Source organism: Candidatus Niyogibacteria bacterium (assembly GCA_016432485.1).
Taxonomy (GTDB): domain Bacteria; phylum Patescibacteriota; class Minisyncoccia; order HO2-45-28; family HO2-45-28; genus HO2-45-28.
Genome location: CP066691.1, coordinates 104,304 through 119,827 on the forward strand (window position 1 = coordinate 104,304; position 15,524 = coordinate 119,827).

Below are 15,524 nucleotides of genomic sequence, written 5' to 3' on the forward strand. Positions count from 1 at the left end.
TGATTTTTTATTTTAATAATTCTGTATCAGGGTGAGCGGCAACCCACGAAAACCAAAATGAGCCAAATGGGTTGATGCGCAGAAGCGTGCCATCAGTTTTTTTCTCGAAAATCCGCACGGCGTCAATTTCTTTTTCGTACTTCGCAATAATCGTTTTTCCCTCAAAGCTATCTTCAATTTCACCGACTTTTTTCACCGCCTCCGGCCAATATGCCTTAGCTTTTCCATTTATTACGATGCCGAGAACAAAGTCCTTATCGCTTAAGCGGTCATCTTTTTTACCAACTGGGAAATAAGTTCCCGGGGTGGTGTAGTAATCGCCGTACGGGTCCTGCCCGTAAAACCGCGTTGTTCCCGTATCTCGCGAGAGCACTTCTCCTGTCGGGTGGAGCTTCCGCCATTCGCCGAATCGAATCTGGTCTGACTGCAAAACGGCGAGATGCGTTCCGGTTTTTTCTCCGACAATCGCTTCGCCCAAAATCTGCGACCACAATGAATCGGTTTTTCGGTCATACATTACCAAGTTTGAATTCCATAATTTACCCGAAGTGCCGAATTCCACTCGTTCTCCCTCCACAACGGGGTCAAAAACTATTCCGGACAAGCATAGCGGGCAATAGGTTACAAGAACCCGTTTCCCATTTATGGTGTCATTTACAATCTCGTGCCAGACCAAAATTTGAAACGGATAAAAACGGCTGACATTGCCCATTTCAAGCGCAAGGCCTGGTTCGGCGTCCGATAACTGCTTCGATGCCTCACCAACCGAAATAAATTTGGGATTATCAATGGAAGGAATCCCGTCTTTTGGCGGACCTCCGCCGAGGATAGAGTCCAGAGGAACGCTATGTTTTACGCCGTCAGTAACCATAATTTCTTTTTCTACTTCACTGCCGTTGTTTTGAATCATAATTATTTCTTTTTTAACCTCTCCACCTTGAGGCAAATTAAAGTCGTTTTTAAATATAACACGGGACAGAACAAGCGCGGCTACAACCGCAACCCCAACCACTATTATAATTGTAATTACCTTTAAATTCATCTTTTTATTCAATAAGCGAGGCAACGTCTGATTCCCGAATGTCTCCGGGGATGGTGCGGACCAGATTACCGTTTATGTCTATCAAGAAATGCGTGTTGGTGTACTGAATGCCGAAAACATTTGAGGCCCGGCTGAAAGGGTCAAGCGCTATCGGAAAATTTATTCCGCGAGATTCTATAAAATCCGCGACGGTTGACTCATTTTCGTGCAGATTAACTCCTATCACTTCCACTTTGTCTTTATATTTTTCATAAAAACGATTTAGATTCGGCATGTCTCTTCGGCAATTCGGGCACCACGAAGCCCAAAAATCAACCACCACCGGCTTCTTGCCCCTAAACTCCGATAGCGTTATGGTTCCTCCGCCCAGCTTTTGCAGCTTAAAATCCGGCGCGGAGCTTTCTTGCAAAGCTGTTCCGGACGCCCCCGAATGCACCGAGGCGCTTTGTGAGGCGGTATTGCCGCCATATGACCTCCCAAACGCTATCAGGCCGATTGCGGCAATAATCGCGCCTATAATTAATATTTTGTTTCTCATTTAGATTTAATAATTTTATTTAATAATTTGCATCAGCTGTTTGACCATGGAATTATCCTTTTTTAATTTATAACAAACCATTTGTCCCATTCTTGTTTTTTCGACCAGTTCAAGCATTTCCAGAACTCTCAACTGCTGGGATGCCGCGGATACCGTAATATCAAAAATGTTCGCCACATCGGTTACGCAAATATCGTGGTTCTCCGAAAGCAATTTGAAAATCCGAAATCTGCCAGGATCTCCCAGCGCGCCAAGAATGAGGGGCATCCGGTCCATATCGCTTGACAATTCTTTTTTTATCCTGTTTACCTGTTCTTTTGTAAGCATGTTAATTAAGTAATTGCATAATTACTTAATCCTACTCCCAAGAAACTTTTGTGTCAACCCTGCCTGCCGGCAGACAGGTGTGGATAAGCCCCGCCACTTAAAAAGAGCGCCCGAAAGGAGCGCTCTATAAATTTAAGAACCCGCGGCTTGCTTCATAACTTCGGCCACTTGTTCCTTGGTGATATTTTTTGCTTCCAAAACTTTTTGATTCACGAGCCAGAAGGCCTCTATTGCCTGATTCAAGACCATCGGTTTGCCGTCAAGCGTGGAAAACCCGGCCAATTTTGCCTCGCGAATGGTTGCGGTATCTTGATTGCGCAGCATTACATCCGAAATAATTGTTTCTCTATGCATACTCTCCATAATTTGTTTTGCTTCTTTGAGATTATCGGCAATATGTTCGGGAGTTGCCGGCAACTCAATCGTTCCAAGAGCCGAATATTGGTCAAGGGGTGATGTAGGATCATCGATTACGGAAATGACGAGGTCCGCATCGCGCACTTCATCCTGAATTAGTTCTCGTCCTCCAAACCGCGCGATATTTTTGCGGAAGTAAGTATTGACGCGCTCAGCTAAGTCCTCCGCTTTAGCCGCGGTTCTATTCAAAATCATAAGGTTGGCCCCTTCTTTAGCAAGAGCAAATGAGATTGCATTGGCAGTACCGCCGCCTCCTAAAATCACAACCTTTTTACCGCCTATTTGTTCTCCTCGCTCGCCTAATTTTTCTTTCACGCTTTGCGCATAACCAAGACCGTCTGTATTATAGCCCCTCAATATTCCGTTTTCTTCTTTAACCACAACATTTATGGCTTGCATCTCGCGCGCCAAAGGATCGACTTCGTCAATAATTTTCCACGCGCGATCCTTAAATCCCACTCCCACGTCGCCACCAAGATACTTTCGGTCTTTTTTGAAAGAATTGAATATTACTTCAGAATTTTCCGGATCGCCGGCTAAACGAATGTTTCTGGTGTCAAAGCCGAAATGTTCATAGACGGCATTCCAAAGAAATGGCGTTCTTGCCTGGTAATCTTTATTGGCAATGCCAAGCGCAAATTCCGGAAAATCAAGCATTTTGGGATTTTCTTTTGCATTTTCCCCGATTTTTACAATGCCCGATTCAATTAAAGTGTGCACTTGTTCCATATGTTGTTTTTCCTCCGGGTGTTCCATAGAAAATTTTATCATAGATACTCAAAATAAATAAGGCTTACCACATCATCGTCTTGAAATGGTTTTTGATAGATCCATTCCAGTTGTTTTTTGGCGCTATTTTTGTCTTGACAATCCGGCAGACAGAATTGCAAATCGCGCGTTGTCAATTTTTCTATCTTTTTAACAATAATCTTTTGAATTCTGACTTTTTGCTGAAAGTCATCAAATATCGGCTGAATTCCCTTGTCTTCTTGTCCGGGCCGAATGATAATTCGCACTGTCGCTATCTCGCCTTCTTGCGCGCCTTTGGGTTCCGGATAAATCCTAGTCCCCGGGCGCAGCGCCACTCGAAGCGTCCTATTTTTAATGCGCTCTTTATATTGAGCGCGAAACCATAATTCATAAGGTTTTTTTCTTGCTCCCCTCATTTATAAAATAATATCACCATTTGAACATACATACAAATAGTGATATTTTAAAACGCGAAAATCAATCCCATGCCTCTTTTTTAATCAGTTTAACGCCGGCCCCGCTCAACGCTTCTTGTGTGTCGTTCAGCATGGCTTTAAGTCCGCAGACATAAGCCGTGTATTGCTGAATACCGCCAACGATATCGGGAAAGTCGTTGCGAACTATAATGTCGTCTTTGTCGCGAATCACAAATCTGCCCCGGCCCCAATTCCAATCATCGTTTGCGTATCTGGTTAGCGTCGGATAATATTTTATGTTGGGTAATCTTTTGGTAATATCCAACAATTCTTCGTGAAAGATAAGATGTTCTGTAGACCGGAAACTTCCCAACAGCCAAACATCGGCATCCAAATTTTTGTCTTTGATGTATCTTACCATCCCGATAAACGGCGCGATACCGGTTCCTCCGCCTATAAACAAGAGTTTGCCTCCATCAATTTCCGCATCGTATAAAGTTATTTTTCCGTGCCTTACCCAATCTTTACTCGAGATCTCTATTAAATCCCTGCCGGAATCAATCTGCTGCAATAGTTTGGAAACATGCGGTTCACGATCTTTCTCCACAATGGTTATTTCATAGAACGGCTGGGTGGGAGAGCTTGATAGAGAATAAGCGCGTATTTCCGTTTTATCGGACAAACTTTTAACCGTGCTGTCGGACTCTTCTTGAGATGCCGGCACGCGTATGTAAAGAAAGTCGCCCGGCCGATAGTCGGCTAACGCCTCGTTCTCCGGAACAAAACGAACGGCGCGCAGTTTCGGATTAAATTCAATTACTTCGGTGATTGTTGCCGGTACGACCTTAAGACCCATGCTCGCCCCCCTTTTTGAAATGTCAAAAAACCACTTGAATACCTATTCAAATGATAATCCGAAAGCGAGAATTTGTCAAGCGTCTTAAAAATTTTAAATTTATTTTGAAGCTCGCTCTCCAAGCGTGCCTCCGGGATGAAATTTGGCAAAATGTTCCTGCTTAAATCCTTTCATCTCCTGAAGTGCGCTTGATATCGCGTCCCCCAAGGCCGACTCAACTAGCGAGCTCGTGGTCGGAGCCAGATTAAAAGTGGTGCAGATTTTGCAGGCCTCTTCCCTGACATGGGTTAAAAGAATTATGTCCGCGAACTTCCCAAGCGCTGATTTTTCACCTGAGGTGATTGCTATAATCTTATTGCCGAATTTTTTTACAATATTCGCAAAATTAATAACCTCCGGCGTCCCGCCGCTATTAGAAATAATTATAATGACATCATCTTTCCCGAGCATGCCGAAATCGCCGTGGAGCGCCTCCACCGGATGGACGAAAAGACTGAAAGTGCCGGTGCTGGAAAGAGTGGCCGCGATTTTTCGCGCCACAATTCCGGATTTGCCTATGCCGGCAAGGACTATCTTTCCCTTCGCGCGATATAACAGCTCAACCGCTTTTACAAAAGACGAACCGAGTTTTTTCCCAACAACTTGAATCGCGCCCGACTCGTTCTTGAGGACTTCTTTCCCGATTTGTAAGACATTGATTTTGGGCTTTAATTTTACAATTTTAGTCGGCATATTATTTTTTTATCAAACCAGTCCCTTATTTTGCTTTAATTTATAAGTTGATATCAATATGAGAAACGCACCGATTGCGGCTAACATAAAAGTCAGCGCAAACGGCCAATACATTAAACTTATCAGAACAAGATAAAGAGCGTAAGAAACATGGTCAATCGGCCGACGAGGAAAAATAATTTTTTTCTCAATAATCATTCTTTTCATAAGCATTACTGCGCCCCAGATTACACCCGGCAAATACAGTAAAGCAAAAATAATATATTCCGATTTTAAAAACATCACGAAATAAACTCCGATAAAAAACGCGAGGTCGGCCACGGTATCCAACATTTTTCCCTTAACGCTTTCTACGCGCCAATGCCGAGCCAAATATCCGTCTAAACGGTCGCCGACTGCCTGAAATATAATAAAACCCAGAAACAAACCGCTTGCTCCTATCCAAAAATAGGCCGCGGCCGGTACGGCCAATATCAACCTCGCTAAACTAATGGTGTTGGGAATATATTTTTTAACTTTGTTCACCGGATGTAATACAAAATCTTTAACAATTTTTTAACAAACGGCGTAAGACGGCCGGCCATATGTTCACTGGCGGCTTTTCGATTGATTCGAGAAGCGACAGGATAGGGATATATTTTATCAAACAGGGCGTTAATTTTCAGTCCGGCGCTGTTGGCCAAGATTAATTCCTGGACCATTTCTCCGGCATTTTTAGCTGCCATAGTGCCGCCGAGAATTTTTTTGTCAGAAGATAAAAACAGCTTAAGCATTCCGTCCGTGGACTCGTCCACAATCGCGCGGTCGTCGTTTTTAAAAGATTTTCTTATCGTAGAATACTTTATCCGTTTTTTGTCTAAATCTTTCTCGCTTAGCCCGAATGTTGCTATCTCCGGGTCGGTATAAGTAACCCAGGACATTTTGTCGGTTTCCAATCTTTTCTTAAATGGCGAGAAAAAGTTCTTTAAAACAAGTTTTGCGTGCAATTCCGCCGCGTGGGTAAATTGGTGTTGTCCGGCAACATCGCCCACCAAGTAAATATTTTTATTTGTGGTTTTAAGATAAGAATCAACTTTTATTTTTCCGTTATCCATTTCAACGCCGGCTTTTTCAAGATTCAGCCCCTCTGTATTTAAAGATCTGCCCATAGCGACAAGCAGAGCGTCAAATTCCAAACTGATTTCTTTGCCGGTTCCGTCTTTAATAACAATTTTATTCCTATCCACAATCTTTTCCGGCCGGCTGTTCATATAAAACCTCATACCGTCCTCAGAGAGCTGTTTAAAAATAAAATCGGAAACTTCAGGATCTTCTTTATTTAAAATTGAATCGCCCCGAACCACGACCGAAACGTCTGAACCAAGATATTTAAAGGCCTGGCCGAGTTCCATTCCAATAGGACCGCTGCCAATAACCACCATTTTTTTAGGAAAGAAATTAATGTCAAAGATTGTTTCATTGGTAAATATGTTTGACGCGTCTTTGACCCCGGGAATATCCAGCTGTTTTGGGCGCGATCCGGTGGCTATTATAATTTTTCTGGCCTCATATTCTTCTCCGCCAAGAACAACGGCATTAGAAGAAATAAATTTAGCCAAACCCAACTTAACGGTAATCCCTTTTTTACTAAGGGCTCGAAAATTTTCATCTTCTCTGATAATGCCCTGCTTTTCTTTTATGTACGCCGTGACCTTGCCGATATCAACTGCGCCGTTTGTTTTAAGCCCGAATCTCTCAACACCCTTTCCGTTTTTTATAATTCTTGCAACATGAATAAGCGCTTTTGACGGGACACAACCAAAATTCAAGCAATCGCCGCCGATGTTTCTGTCGCTTTTATCAATTAGAAGCGTCTTGAAACCGGCTTTATTCATAAATGAAGCAACATTAAGACCGCCTGAACCAGCGCCAATAACAATAATATCAAAGGTTTTGTTTATAAATTCCCGCACGGGCAAATTTTATTTTACTCCCAACAAAACATCAACTTTTTCTTTGTCAAACCCGACAATTATTTTACCGTCTATTTCCACCGTTGGCGTGGAGAGAAGCCCGCCGTTTTTGGCAATCATTTCTTCTCTTGCTTTCGCGTCTTCGCCCACATCCTTATTTTCATACCCAAATCCTTTTTCCTGAAGATACGCCTTCAGCATTTTGCAGGAAGGACAGGTGGAAGTTGAGTAAATAGTTATTTTGTGTTCCATAAAATTATATTGATAAGTTTTTAATTTCTAATTGTCGTTAGTTATTTCAGCTCTTCCGGCATTTAGCTCATAGTCGCCTCTGTGCCGCCCCTGGTACCCACTCTGGCAAAATGCTTCTCCTGAAAAGCTAAGAGTTCGTCCTTGTGGTTTTTTATCAGCATGGCGTAATTCATTAAATTTCTGGCCGTAACGGCAATCATGGCTTTGGTGGCTTTGTTTTGACGGCGTTTATCCGCGTCTCCATTCATCCCGCCGCCGACTTCGCCCACCCAATACACCGCGGCTTCGGGCGGTATTACAAATCCAAGCCACTGCAAAAAATTAGACAGATTACCGACGATATGTTGCACACCATCCTCATGTCCCGTTATGACGATACCGGCCACTTTATGGTAGAGGTCTGATTTGTTGGTCATAACATACGACTCGTCAAAATGAGTCATTCGTTCTATAACGCGCTGAATCAAACTGGATTGCCCGCCCCACCAAATGGGCGTGGCAAAAATCACGATGTCCGCTTCGCGGATCGCATTAGCCAGACGGGGCCAATCGTCGCCGTCGGACATTTTTTCTAACAAGCCGACGGGTAAATTCAGATTGGCAAGACGGATTTTCTCTGTGGATATGTCATATTCGTTAAAATGCCTGAACAGGTCGTCAATCAGTTCGTCGGTATTGGAGGGTTCGTCGCCGGTTTTCAGCGTTCCCAAAAGCGCTAACGCCTTTATATTAAATTTTTTCATCTAGATTAATTTTTTAACCTCTTCTTCTAATTGGCCTTCGACTCCAGGACCAAGAATATTAAAAACAATGTCGCCGTTTTTATCAATTAAGTAATACGCCGGCCAATTTTCCACTTTGTACGCTTTCCAATTTTGCCTTGCGTTATCGGTAAGCACCGGAAAATCCACTTTCAAAACTTTCATTTGTTTCTTGAGGGCTTCGATGTCCCGCTCAAAAGTTGTTTCCGGAGAATGAACACCAAGCACTATCAACCCCCTGTCTTTGTATTTCTTTTCAATCTCCATAATGCCAGGCAAATCCTGCTGGCACCAAGAGCACATAAAAGTCCAGAATTTAATTAAAACCACTTTGCCTTTCAGGTCGGCGAGTTTAAGCGGCTCTGAATTGAGCCATTTTTCGCCATCGGTTATAAATTCCGGCGCCCTCATATATTTATTCCGTACAGCAGGAAAGTTTGTTGACATCCTTTCGGAATGACTGCGCGACCCATTTGATTGATTCGGCCATAGTGGGAAAGATAAATGTATTTTCAATTATATCATCTAATTTCATACGATGCTTGATAATGAAACTGGCAACGGAAATGATTTCATCGGCTCTGGCGCCCGCCATATGGATACCGACGACTTCCTCGGTTTTTGAATCAATTACCATTTTAATTAAGCCGTCCGCCGCTTCTAGAATATGCGCCTTTGGCACAAGTTCCAAACTCAAGGTGCGGCAGCTGCATACTAGCCCCGTTTGCTTGACGATTTGAGCGTCAGTCAGGCCGACGCTCGCCAGCGGCGGGTCGGTGAAGATGGCGTGGGGTGCCGCCCGGAAATCAACTTTGATGCCCTTATTTTCCAAAAGATTAGACGCGGCAACAAAACCCTCTCTGCCCGCGACGGTTTCCAGTTTAAGATTAACCTCTTCGCCCGACTGATCCACCACATCGCCGGCGGCAAATATGTGAGGTAGGTCTGTTTGTAGAAATTCATTGGTTGCGACTCCGCCTCTTTCGCCGACACGAACACCGATATGCTCAAGATTTAATGATTGGGTATTGGCTCTTACTCCTGATGCAACCAGTATTTTTTCTGCCTCAATAATAATTTCTTTCTTGCCCGCCGTAGCTTTACTGCGTCCTTCCGTAGCCTTTGGCGAAGGAGGAGCGGAGGCGGGGTCGCCAACCTCGACAGTTGCTTTAATAAGATTGCCGTTATGCTCAACACCCTTGGTTTTAGCGGAAGTATAAATGGTTGTGCCCTCTTTTTCTAGTTTCTTTTTCAGAAAATCTGAAAGCTCCGGCTCTTCGCGGTCGGCTATTTTGTCCGCATACTGCAAAACCGTAACCTTCGTTCCGAAACGATTGTAAATTTGGGAAAATTCAAGACCCAACGGCCCCCCGCCCAAAATAATCATTGATTTCGGCAACTCCTTCAAACTCAAGGCCTCGATATTGGTGAGATACGCGACTTTATCCAGCCCATCAATCGGAGGAATAAAAGTGGAAGAACCGGTTGAAATCAAAAATTTTTCTCCCGTAATTTTCTCCCCGCCCGCCGTAGCTTTAGCGGAGGCGGGGCCATTTATTTCAACCGTGTGCTCGTCAATAAATTTCGCGTCTCCTTCTTTAAGAGTTACATAAACCAGAAATTTAAGAGTTCCGGCATACGCCTTTCCCTGAAGTTTGCGGATTAGCGCGTCTTTGGATTCAACGACTTTTTTAAAATCCAAATCCGGCACACTGCCGGCTACGCCGTCATACTTGCTGTAACGCGCGTTCCAATAGGATTCGGCCACAGTAAGCAATCTTTTTGACGGCATACATCCGACATTAATGCAGGTTCCGCCCAAAGGAACTTTTCCGCCCGATATCATTAAAGTTTTAATCTTCAAAGAATCCGCCTTGATGGCAGCCGCGAAACCCGCGGCTCCGCCCCCGATGATGATAAACTGATAGTCGTAATTTTTCATACTTTTAATCGCCCCTTAAGAATTTGCACCAAGGGAGTTTTCCTTAATTTATAATACACATTGCGGAAATCTCGACGGCGCTCCACAATGTCCGCTTTTTGTAATTTTTTAAGGGTGTGTGAGACGGCAGAAATGGAAATGCCGACCACCTCGGCAATGTCTCCGACGGACAGTTCCTTGTGCCGGCACAAAAGATAACAAATTTTCAGACGCGTCGGGTCGCCGACCATATTAAATTCCCGCGCGCAGGCAATAATGGCGTTTTTATCGTTAAGTTCCTTTTTGAGATTATTTTTATTCCTACTTGAGCTCACGTTCAAATGATAACAAAATAAATATAAAAGTACAACAAGCATCAAAACTTAGACCCCAATACAAAAGCCGGGCAAGCTCGGCTTTTTATAAAAATATTCTTAACCTATAGGTCTAATTTTGGTGGTATTTGCTTGGTAAATTTTTCCGTCCCCACAGCATTGTCTCGGCCATCCAGATAAGTTCTTCCAAAAATTCATCAGCGCGTTGATTATACGCGTCGTCTTTCAATTTACCGTCGCTATCAAAAGTATTTTGAACTTGCGGAAAATTCAGATTGGAGAAAGTGACCGCCAGCCCCAGTTCTCTTACCACCGGAACAAGCGACTCAACGGCCCTGGTTCCTCCCCAGGGACCCGCTGAAACACCCACAAGTCCGACTGCCTTATGCACATATTCCCGAAGCACGACATCCAAGAGCGATTTAAGCGTCCCGGGATAAGCGTGATTATATTCCGGAACAACAACAACAAGCCCGTCGGCCTTTATTATCGCGTCGCGATATTCGGAGAATTTTCCCTTATCTTTAAGTGCTTGTCCGTAATCATTTGTCGGAAAGTTAAAGTCGCGGACATCAAAAAGTTTTGTCTCAATCTTTTCATGCCCGTTCATCCTGTCATATAAAAACTTGGCGACATTTTCGCTTTGCCTGCCTTCCCGGTTTGTTCCAAGAATTACCGGTATAAATAATTTTTCCGTCATATATTTGAGTTTTATTATTTATTAAATTATTTAATTCCCAAAAGGCCGGAGAGCCGTTCTTTGTCAAAGCCGACCGTGAGTTCGCCGTCGATATCCGTCACAGGCACGCCCATTTGTCCCGACTTTTTAATCATTTCCTCGCGCGCCGCGGCGTCCGAAGCAACGTCTTTTTCGGAATATTCAATATTATTTTCCTTGAAGAACGCCTTAGTCATCTTGCAGTAGACGCACGAAGGGGTGGTATAAATTGTTACATTTTTCATAATTTTTATTTATTTTTTTAATTTAACTTATAATTTTTAGAATCGATTTTACGACTGAATCGTTTCTTTTGACTTTATAGCATATTTTTTGGCCCATTCTTTCCCTTTTAACGAGCCCCGCCATTTCCAGAATCCTGAATTGCTGGGAGACCGCTGGAACCGATATTTTAAGGGCGGAGGCGATTTCCGAAACGCAAAAATCCTTCTTTTTGGCAATCAGCTCAAGTATGCGAAACCTGCTCGGATCGCCCAATACATTGAAAATAAGCCGGGTTTTTTCTTTTTTTGCCTTATATTTAGCCATAGAATATTAAACATTTAAGCAACTACTTAAAGTATACTCCGAGATAAAAGCGGTGTCAACCCCGTTTTAGAAAGACCTGTGTATAACTTCCCCTCTTTTATCTCTGCCCCGTCCTATATCCCGCCGCTTGCTCCCGGTATTTTCTCCGGGCCTCTGTTGCTGTAGCGTTTAATAAAATCTTCAATGCGTTGGACGGGCAGAATGTTATTTTCGATATTAAAAGTATCCAATCGGCCCCAGGCGGCAAGAGCTATGTCGGCATCGTTAGTTTCCCGCGGTTCTATGATGACTTTAGCGGCTCCGAACTCCTTTAATTGGTTTTTTATTTCGTCCGTAACGCGCGGATGGTAGGCAATCCAAACATCGCCATGCTCAAGATTATGGATAATATGCTGATCGGCTATTGATTCGGCGCGAAATCCGGAGCGCGCGGTTTGTCCGTAGTGAGGCCCCGATGTGGGCGGATTTGAAGTATATTCCGGAAGCGGGCCGCCTACGGCTATGTGGCTTATATTTTCCATAATAGGAATTTGTCGGCTAAAATCCTCGCCTTCGGGAGTGGCATTTTGTACCAAAAGATATAAACCGAAACTTATGGCGGCAATAACAGCAATGATTATAATGTAAAATTTTAATTTGCGCATAAATTATATCGCATTTATTTAACAATAGTTTTTCGACTTAATTATATTTTATTGGTTTTTTGAATATTCCGCAAGAAGTTTTGAGCTTGAGCGTATTTTTCCGCTTCGGCCGACGTTAAAAACCATTTTCACTCCAAGCTTTTTGCATATTTTAGCTTCGGGTATTGACGCTTCGTTTTTTCGGTCTCCGCCATTGGCAAATATATCCGGCTTGAATTTTTCTATCGCCTCCCCCACATCATTTCTGTCGCTTTGAAGCACATAAACATCATCAACATATCTTATGCTTTTTATCAGTTCGGCCCGGTCGTTTTGATTCATAAAAAATTTTCCTTTTTTGCGGACAAGCCAGTCATCGCAGTTTAAAACCACAAGAAGTTTTCCGCCAAGTTCTTTGGCTTCTTTGAACATCTCAAGATGGCCAACATGTATTGGGTCAAATCCGCCGGAAACCATGACCACGCGCCCTTCTCGCATATATAAATCGTAATTAATCTCCTTTTTTCCGTCAAACTTGTTTTTTGGACCGTGGGAGAATCGAACTCCCGTCTCCCGGATGCAAACCGGGTGCATTGCCACTGTGCTAACGGCCCCCTTTCACAGTTTAAAATTTATAATATAATAAAAACGGTGTTTTCTCAAGCCCTTTAATCTATTTCAGCCAATGGAGGCGGCCGATGACGGACAAAAATCCGCCGCCCCTCCGGCGGCGTATATTCTTATATCCGGGTAAAAATTCCAGAAAGGTCTGTTTCTTTACTCTTACGGCGCTTTGGGTTTTCTTTTTTTGGATGTGGGGGCCTCTGGGGCCGTTTAATCTCGGGGCGGCGGATAATGTTCTTTTTTCATCCAAGTGGTGGTTTGACACATTGGGACACGCTATTGCCGGAATTATGCTCATTTTTTCCTTCCTGTATATTTACCGAACTCCCCAGCGCGTTCTTGAACTTGAACGGGATGAACAAAAACATGAAATTCTGATACTCTCCGCCAAAATCACGGTTTTCGCGATAGCCGTATTATGGGAAGTTTTTGAGATGGCTGTTGACTGGTATATAAATGACTATACCTTTGCCGAGTTCAAGCACAATATGCAAAAAGGGGGCGCGGACACCACCCTTGATATTGTCGCGACAGGATTTTGCGGCTGGCTGACGGCCGGGTGCTACGGGCTATATAAAAAAAGATTCAGGATCAGGCATCTGAATGAACATTTTGAAATAGACAAAAAAATAGAATTAATTCAGGCCTTAACCGGCGAAGTTTTGGATGATTTACGGGTCTTACGCAAAGAAGACCGCAAAGAACGAATGGTAAAATTAAAAAGGAATGCGAGAAAACTAATGAAATTTTTTAAAAAGAAAAGCCGCTCAATGGGCCGCCCCTAAAGGACGGCTTTTTTCATGGCAAGTTCCAATAAATGGTCAATCAGTTGATGAAATTCAAGACCGGCGGCTTCCAGCGCTTTCGGGCAAAGACATTCGCCGGCAAGTCCGGGAAGCGTGTTTAATTCCAAAAAATATATCTTGTTTCCGGAAACTATGAAGTCCGAGCGCGAATAATGCCGGCAGCCGAGGGCATTATGCGCGATAACGGCAAGAGTTTTTAATTTGCGCGCTGTTTCATCATTAAACCTTCCTGGGCATATTTCCTGCGTAGAGCCGTCATATTTACATTCATAGTCAAAAAATTCTTTTCCTGTCGGTGGAATAATTTCCACAATCGGAAAAGCGTAGTGAGGTTGCTGCCGAAAATTATCTACAACCGCGCAAGTTGCCTCGCGTCCCTTGATGAAAGGTTCAACCAGTGCCGTTTTATCGCGTCTAAGCGCGTCAGAGATGCCGGTAATCAGGTCATAGACGGTGCGGCATACGCTTACGCCTATTGACGACCCACAGCCTGCTGGTTTTACAATTAGCGGTAGGCCGAATTGGCGGATAGCTTCTGCGGATTTGCTTTTTATGTCATCTGAAGTTTTTACCGCGATATAAGGCATAACGGGCATAGCGGAAAGCCGGAGCACTTCTCTTGCAAGGTGTTTCTGCATGGCAAGGGATGAGGCCAGCGAGTCCGAGCCGGTGTAAGGAACGTTGTGCGCTTCAAAGATTTTCTGCGCGGTTCCGTCTTCGCCGTATTCGCCGTGCAGAGCGTTAAATATAACATCAATGGATTTAAAAATTTTATGCGGCTCGCCTTGTTTTCCGTATAAATGCCAGACGCCGGTTTTATCAATGAAAATATCAACTGGTTCGTACTTGTCCTGAGCTTGCTTGCCGTGAGCTTGTCGAATCAGTCGAAGGGTTTTAAGCACAGTCTCCCCTGTTTTCAGGGAAACCTCGTATTCCGATGAAGGCCCTCCGCGCAAAACTCCGACTTTGATTTTAGCCATTAACTTTATTATACTGTAATAAGATTGAAGGCAAAATAGGAGACGCCGATGCTCACAAGGCTTGATTTTTATGGTGGGCTTGAACAGCTCCGCGGTTTTAACAGTTTTCCGGCGCCGCATTTTTTTACAACATTGCAAGCCGGCAATATGTCTTCGGAATGGGGAGACGAGGAAGAGGTTTATGACAATTTTAAAAATTTTCTTCGTCAGGTGATGCCCCGTAGACCTAAGCCGGTTTTAATGCTCCCCGAGCATTCGCATAAAATTACTATTTTATCACCTCATCAGTCTTCCGCTTGGAATATCAAATGCGACGGCTTACTCACAGCGTCTCCACATATCGCGCTGGTGATGAAACCGGCGGATTGTCTTCCGGTCTTGATGACAACAGCCGACCGAAAATTTGTCGGTTTGATTCATGCCGGCTGGCGCGGGACAAATGAAGAAATTGCCAGCAAAGCCGTAGAATTAGCCGTTAGCGCTTACAAAGTTAAACCCGAAGAAATTTTTATCGGAATCGGACCCGGGATTCATGAGTGTTGTTATGATGATGAAGAATTGGCTCGTAAACTTTTATCGGATGAACGTTGGCGGCCGTTTATCAGCGGGGGTCCGCTCGGAGCGCGCATTGATTTGCTTGATTTTAACGTAAGACAGCTTTTGGGCGCCGGAGTTAAGCGTGAACATATAAAAGTCGCCGAAAATTGTACCTGCCATTCGCGGGAAAAAAATGAATATTTGTTTTTTTCTCATCACCGCGTGAAAAGGCAAAGCGAAGAAAAAGCGCGTTTGGAAAAAGAGGGTCGGTTTGAAGAAGCTGAAAAAATCATTCCGGAACCCGAAGGTCGACATGCCGCAGTCGTTTCAATGATTTAAGGATTTAGATTTAAGAGCATAATCTAATATCAGCGGTCGCTTGTATTAG

At 43.8% G+C, this 15,524-nt stretch carries 22 protein-coding genes and 1 tRNA gene; 2 read left to right on the forward strand and 21 right to left on the reverse strand.

Annotated elements, in window-relative coordinates; genetic code table 11:
- Positions 1-7: 7 nt before the first annotated feature.
- The 20 genes from HYY55_00495 to HYY55_00590 form a co-directional block, all read right to left on the reverse strand.
- Positions 8-1,042 carry a DUF3179 domain-containing protein gene (locus HYY55_00495; GenBank protein ID QQG46314.1) on the reverse strand — a complete coding sequence of 345 codons (1,035 nt, stop codon included), beginning with the start codon at positions 1,040-1,042 and terminating at the stop codon, positions 8-10.
- A gap of 4 nt (positions 1,043-1,046) precedes the next feature.
- On the reverse strand, positions 1,047-1,580 hold the full coding sequence (locus tag HYY55_00500; protein QQG46315.1) for a TlpA family protein disulfide reductase: 534 nt from the start codon (positions 1,578-1,580) through the stop codon (positions 1,047-1,049).
- Positions 1,581-1,595: 15 nt separating this feature from the next.
- Complete coding sequence (locus tag HYY55_00505) at positions 1,596-1,907, reverse strand: winged helix-turn-helix transcriptional regulator (protein QQG46316.1); 312 nt, start codon at positions 1,905-1,907, stop codon at positions 1,596-1,598.
- A 132-nt stretch (positions 1,908-2,039) separates the two neighbouring features.
- Positions 2,040-3,095 (reverse strand): hypothetical protein, encoded by a 1,056-nt coding sequence (locus tag HYY55_00510; protein ID QQG46317.1) that lies wholly within the window; start codon positions 3,093-3,095, stop codon positions 2,040-2,042.
- Positions 3,092-3,490, reverse strand: a complete 399-nt coding sequence (locus HYY55_00515; GenBank protein ID QQG46318.1) for a hypothetical protein — start codon at positions 3,488-3,490, stop codon at positions 3,092-3,094. Before HYY55_00515 ends, HYY55_00510 begins: the two co-directional genes overlap by 4 nt.
- A 61-nt stretch (positions 3,491-3,551) precedes the next feature.
- The gene (locus HYY55_00520) at positions 3,552-4,346 is read right to left on the reverse strand and encodes a hypothetical protein (GenBank protein QQG46319.1); all 795 of its coding nucleotides are present in this window, start codon (positions 4,344-4,346) and stop codon (positions 3,552-3,554) included.
- Between the two features lie 99 nt (positions 4,347-4,445).
- Positions 4,446-5,078, reverse strand: a complete 633-nt coding sequence (locus HYY55_00525) for an SIS domain-containing protein (GenBank protein ID QQG46320.1) — start codon at positions 5,076-5,078, stop codon at positions 4,446-4,448.
- 12 nt (positions 5,079-5,090) lie between these two features.
- Positions 5,091-5,603, reverse strand: coding sequence for a CDP-alcohol phosphatidyltransferase family protein (locus HYY55_00530; GenBank protein QQG46321.1), 513 nt, complete (start codon positions 5,601-5,603; stop codon positions 5,091-5,093).
- Positions 5,600-7,030, reverse strand: a complete 1,431-nt coding sequence (locus HYY55_00535; GenBank protein QQG46322.1) for an FAD-dependent oxidoreductase — start codon at positions 7,028-7,030, stop codon at positions 5,600-5,602. Before HYY55_00535 ends, HYY55_00530 begins: the two co-directional genes overlap by 4 nt.
- A gap of 9 nt (positions 7,031-7,039) precedes the next feature.
- Positions 7,040-7,282: a hypothetical protein gene (locus HYY55_00540; protein QQG46323.1), complete on the reverse strand. Its 243-nt coding sequence runs from the start codon at positions 7,280-7,282 to the stop codon at positions 7,040-7,042.
- A 62-nt stretch (positions 7,283-7,344) separates the two neighbouring features.
- Positions 7,345-8,025 carry an NAD(P)H-dependent oxidoreductase gene (locus HYY55_00545; GenBank protein ID QQG46324.1) on the reverse strand — a complete coding sequence of 227 codons (681 nt, stop codon included), beginning with the start codon at positions 8,023-8,025 and terminating at the stop codon, positions 7,345-7,347.
- The gene (locus HYY55_00550) at positions 8,026-8,454 is read right to left on the reverse strand and encodes a redoxin domain-containing protein (protein QQG46325.1); all 429 of its coding nucleotides are present in this window, start codon (positions 8,452-8,454) and stop codon (positions 8,026-8,028) included. It abuts the gene before it with no gap.
- A gap of 4 nt (positions 8,455-8,458) precedes the next feature.
- Positions 8,459-9,985, reverse strand: a complete 1,527-nt coding sequence (locus HYY55_00555; GenBank protein QQG46326.1) for an FAD-dependent oxidoreductase — start codon at positions 9,983-9,985, stop codon at positions 8,459-8,461.
- Positions 9,982-10,299 carry a winged helix-turn-helix transcriptional regulator gene (locus tag HYY55_00560; GenBank protein ID QQG46327.1) on the reverse strand — a complete coding sequence of 106 codons (318 nt, stop codon included), beginning with the start codon at positions 10,297-10,299 and terminating at the stop codon, positions 9,982-9,984. Before HYY55_00560 ends, HYY55_00555 begins: the two co-directional genes overlap by 4 nt.
- 112 nt (positions 10,300-10,411) lie before the next feature.
- A complete protein-coding gene (locus HYY55_00565; GenBank protein ID QQG46328.1) occupies positions 10,412-10,999 on the reverse strand; it encodes an NAD(P)H-dependent oxidoreductase in 588 nt (195 codons plus the stop codon).
- Positions 11,000-11,025: 26 nt separating this feature from the next.
- Positions 11,026-11,262 (reverse strand): NrdH-redoxin, encoded by a 237-nt coding sequence (locus HYY55_00570; GenBank protein ID QQG46329.1) that lies wholly within the window; start codon positions 11,260-11,262, stop codon positions 11,026-11,028.
- Positions 11,263-11,284: 22 nt separating this feature from the next.
- The gene (locus HYY55_00575) at positions 11,285-11,566 is read right to left on the reverse strand and encodes a winged helix-turn-helix transcriptional regulator (GenBank protein ID QQG46330.1); all 282 of its coding nucleotides are present in this window, start codon (positions 11,564-11,566) and stop codon (positions 11,285-11,287) included.
- Between the two features lie 113 nt (positions 11,567-11,679).
- Positions 11,680-12,210, reverse strand: coding sequence for a DUF3105 domain-containing protein (locus HYY55_00580; protein QQG46331.1), 531 nt, complete (start codon positions 12,208-12,210; stop codon positions 11,680-11,682).
- A 48-nt stretch (positions 12,211-12,258) separates the two neighbouring features.
- Entirely contained in the window at positions 12,259-12,687 is a 429-nt protein-coding gene (locus HYY55_00585; GenBank protein QQG46332.1) for an adenylyltransferase/cytidyltransferase family protein, read from the reverse strand.
- 45 nt (positions 12,688-12,732) lie between these two features.
- Positions 12,733-12,803, reverse strand: a tRNA-Ala gene (locus HYY55_00590).
- 84 nt (positions 12,804-12,887) lie between these two features.
- Between HYY55_00590 and HYY55_00595 the strand changes: the two genes are divergently transcribed.
- On the forward strand, positions 12,888-13,598 hold the full coding sequence (locus HYY55_00595) for a hypothetical protein (GenBank protein ID QQG46333.1): 711 nt from the start codon (positions 12,888-12,890) through the stop codon (positions 13,596-13,598).
- Here HYY55_00595 and HYY55_00600 read toward each other — a convergent pair.
- Entirely contained in the window at positions 13,595-14,599 is a 1,005-nt protein-coding gene (locus HYY55_00600) for a D-alanine--D-alanine ligase (protein QQG46334.1), read from the reverse strand. The two genes, HYY55_00595 and HYY55_00600, sit on opposite strands and share 4 nt — an antisense overlap.
- 48 nt (positions 14,600-14,647) lie before the next feature.
- Here HYY55_00600 and HYY55_00605 point away from each other — a divergent pair, with 48 nt between their 5' ends.
- On the forward strand, positions 14,648-15,475 hold the full coding sequence (locus HYY55_00605; protein QQG46335.1) for a polyphenol oxidase family protein: 828 nt from the start codon (positions 14,648-14,650) through the stop codon (positions 15,473-15,475).
- Positions 15,476-15,524 lie beyond the last annotated feature (49 nt).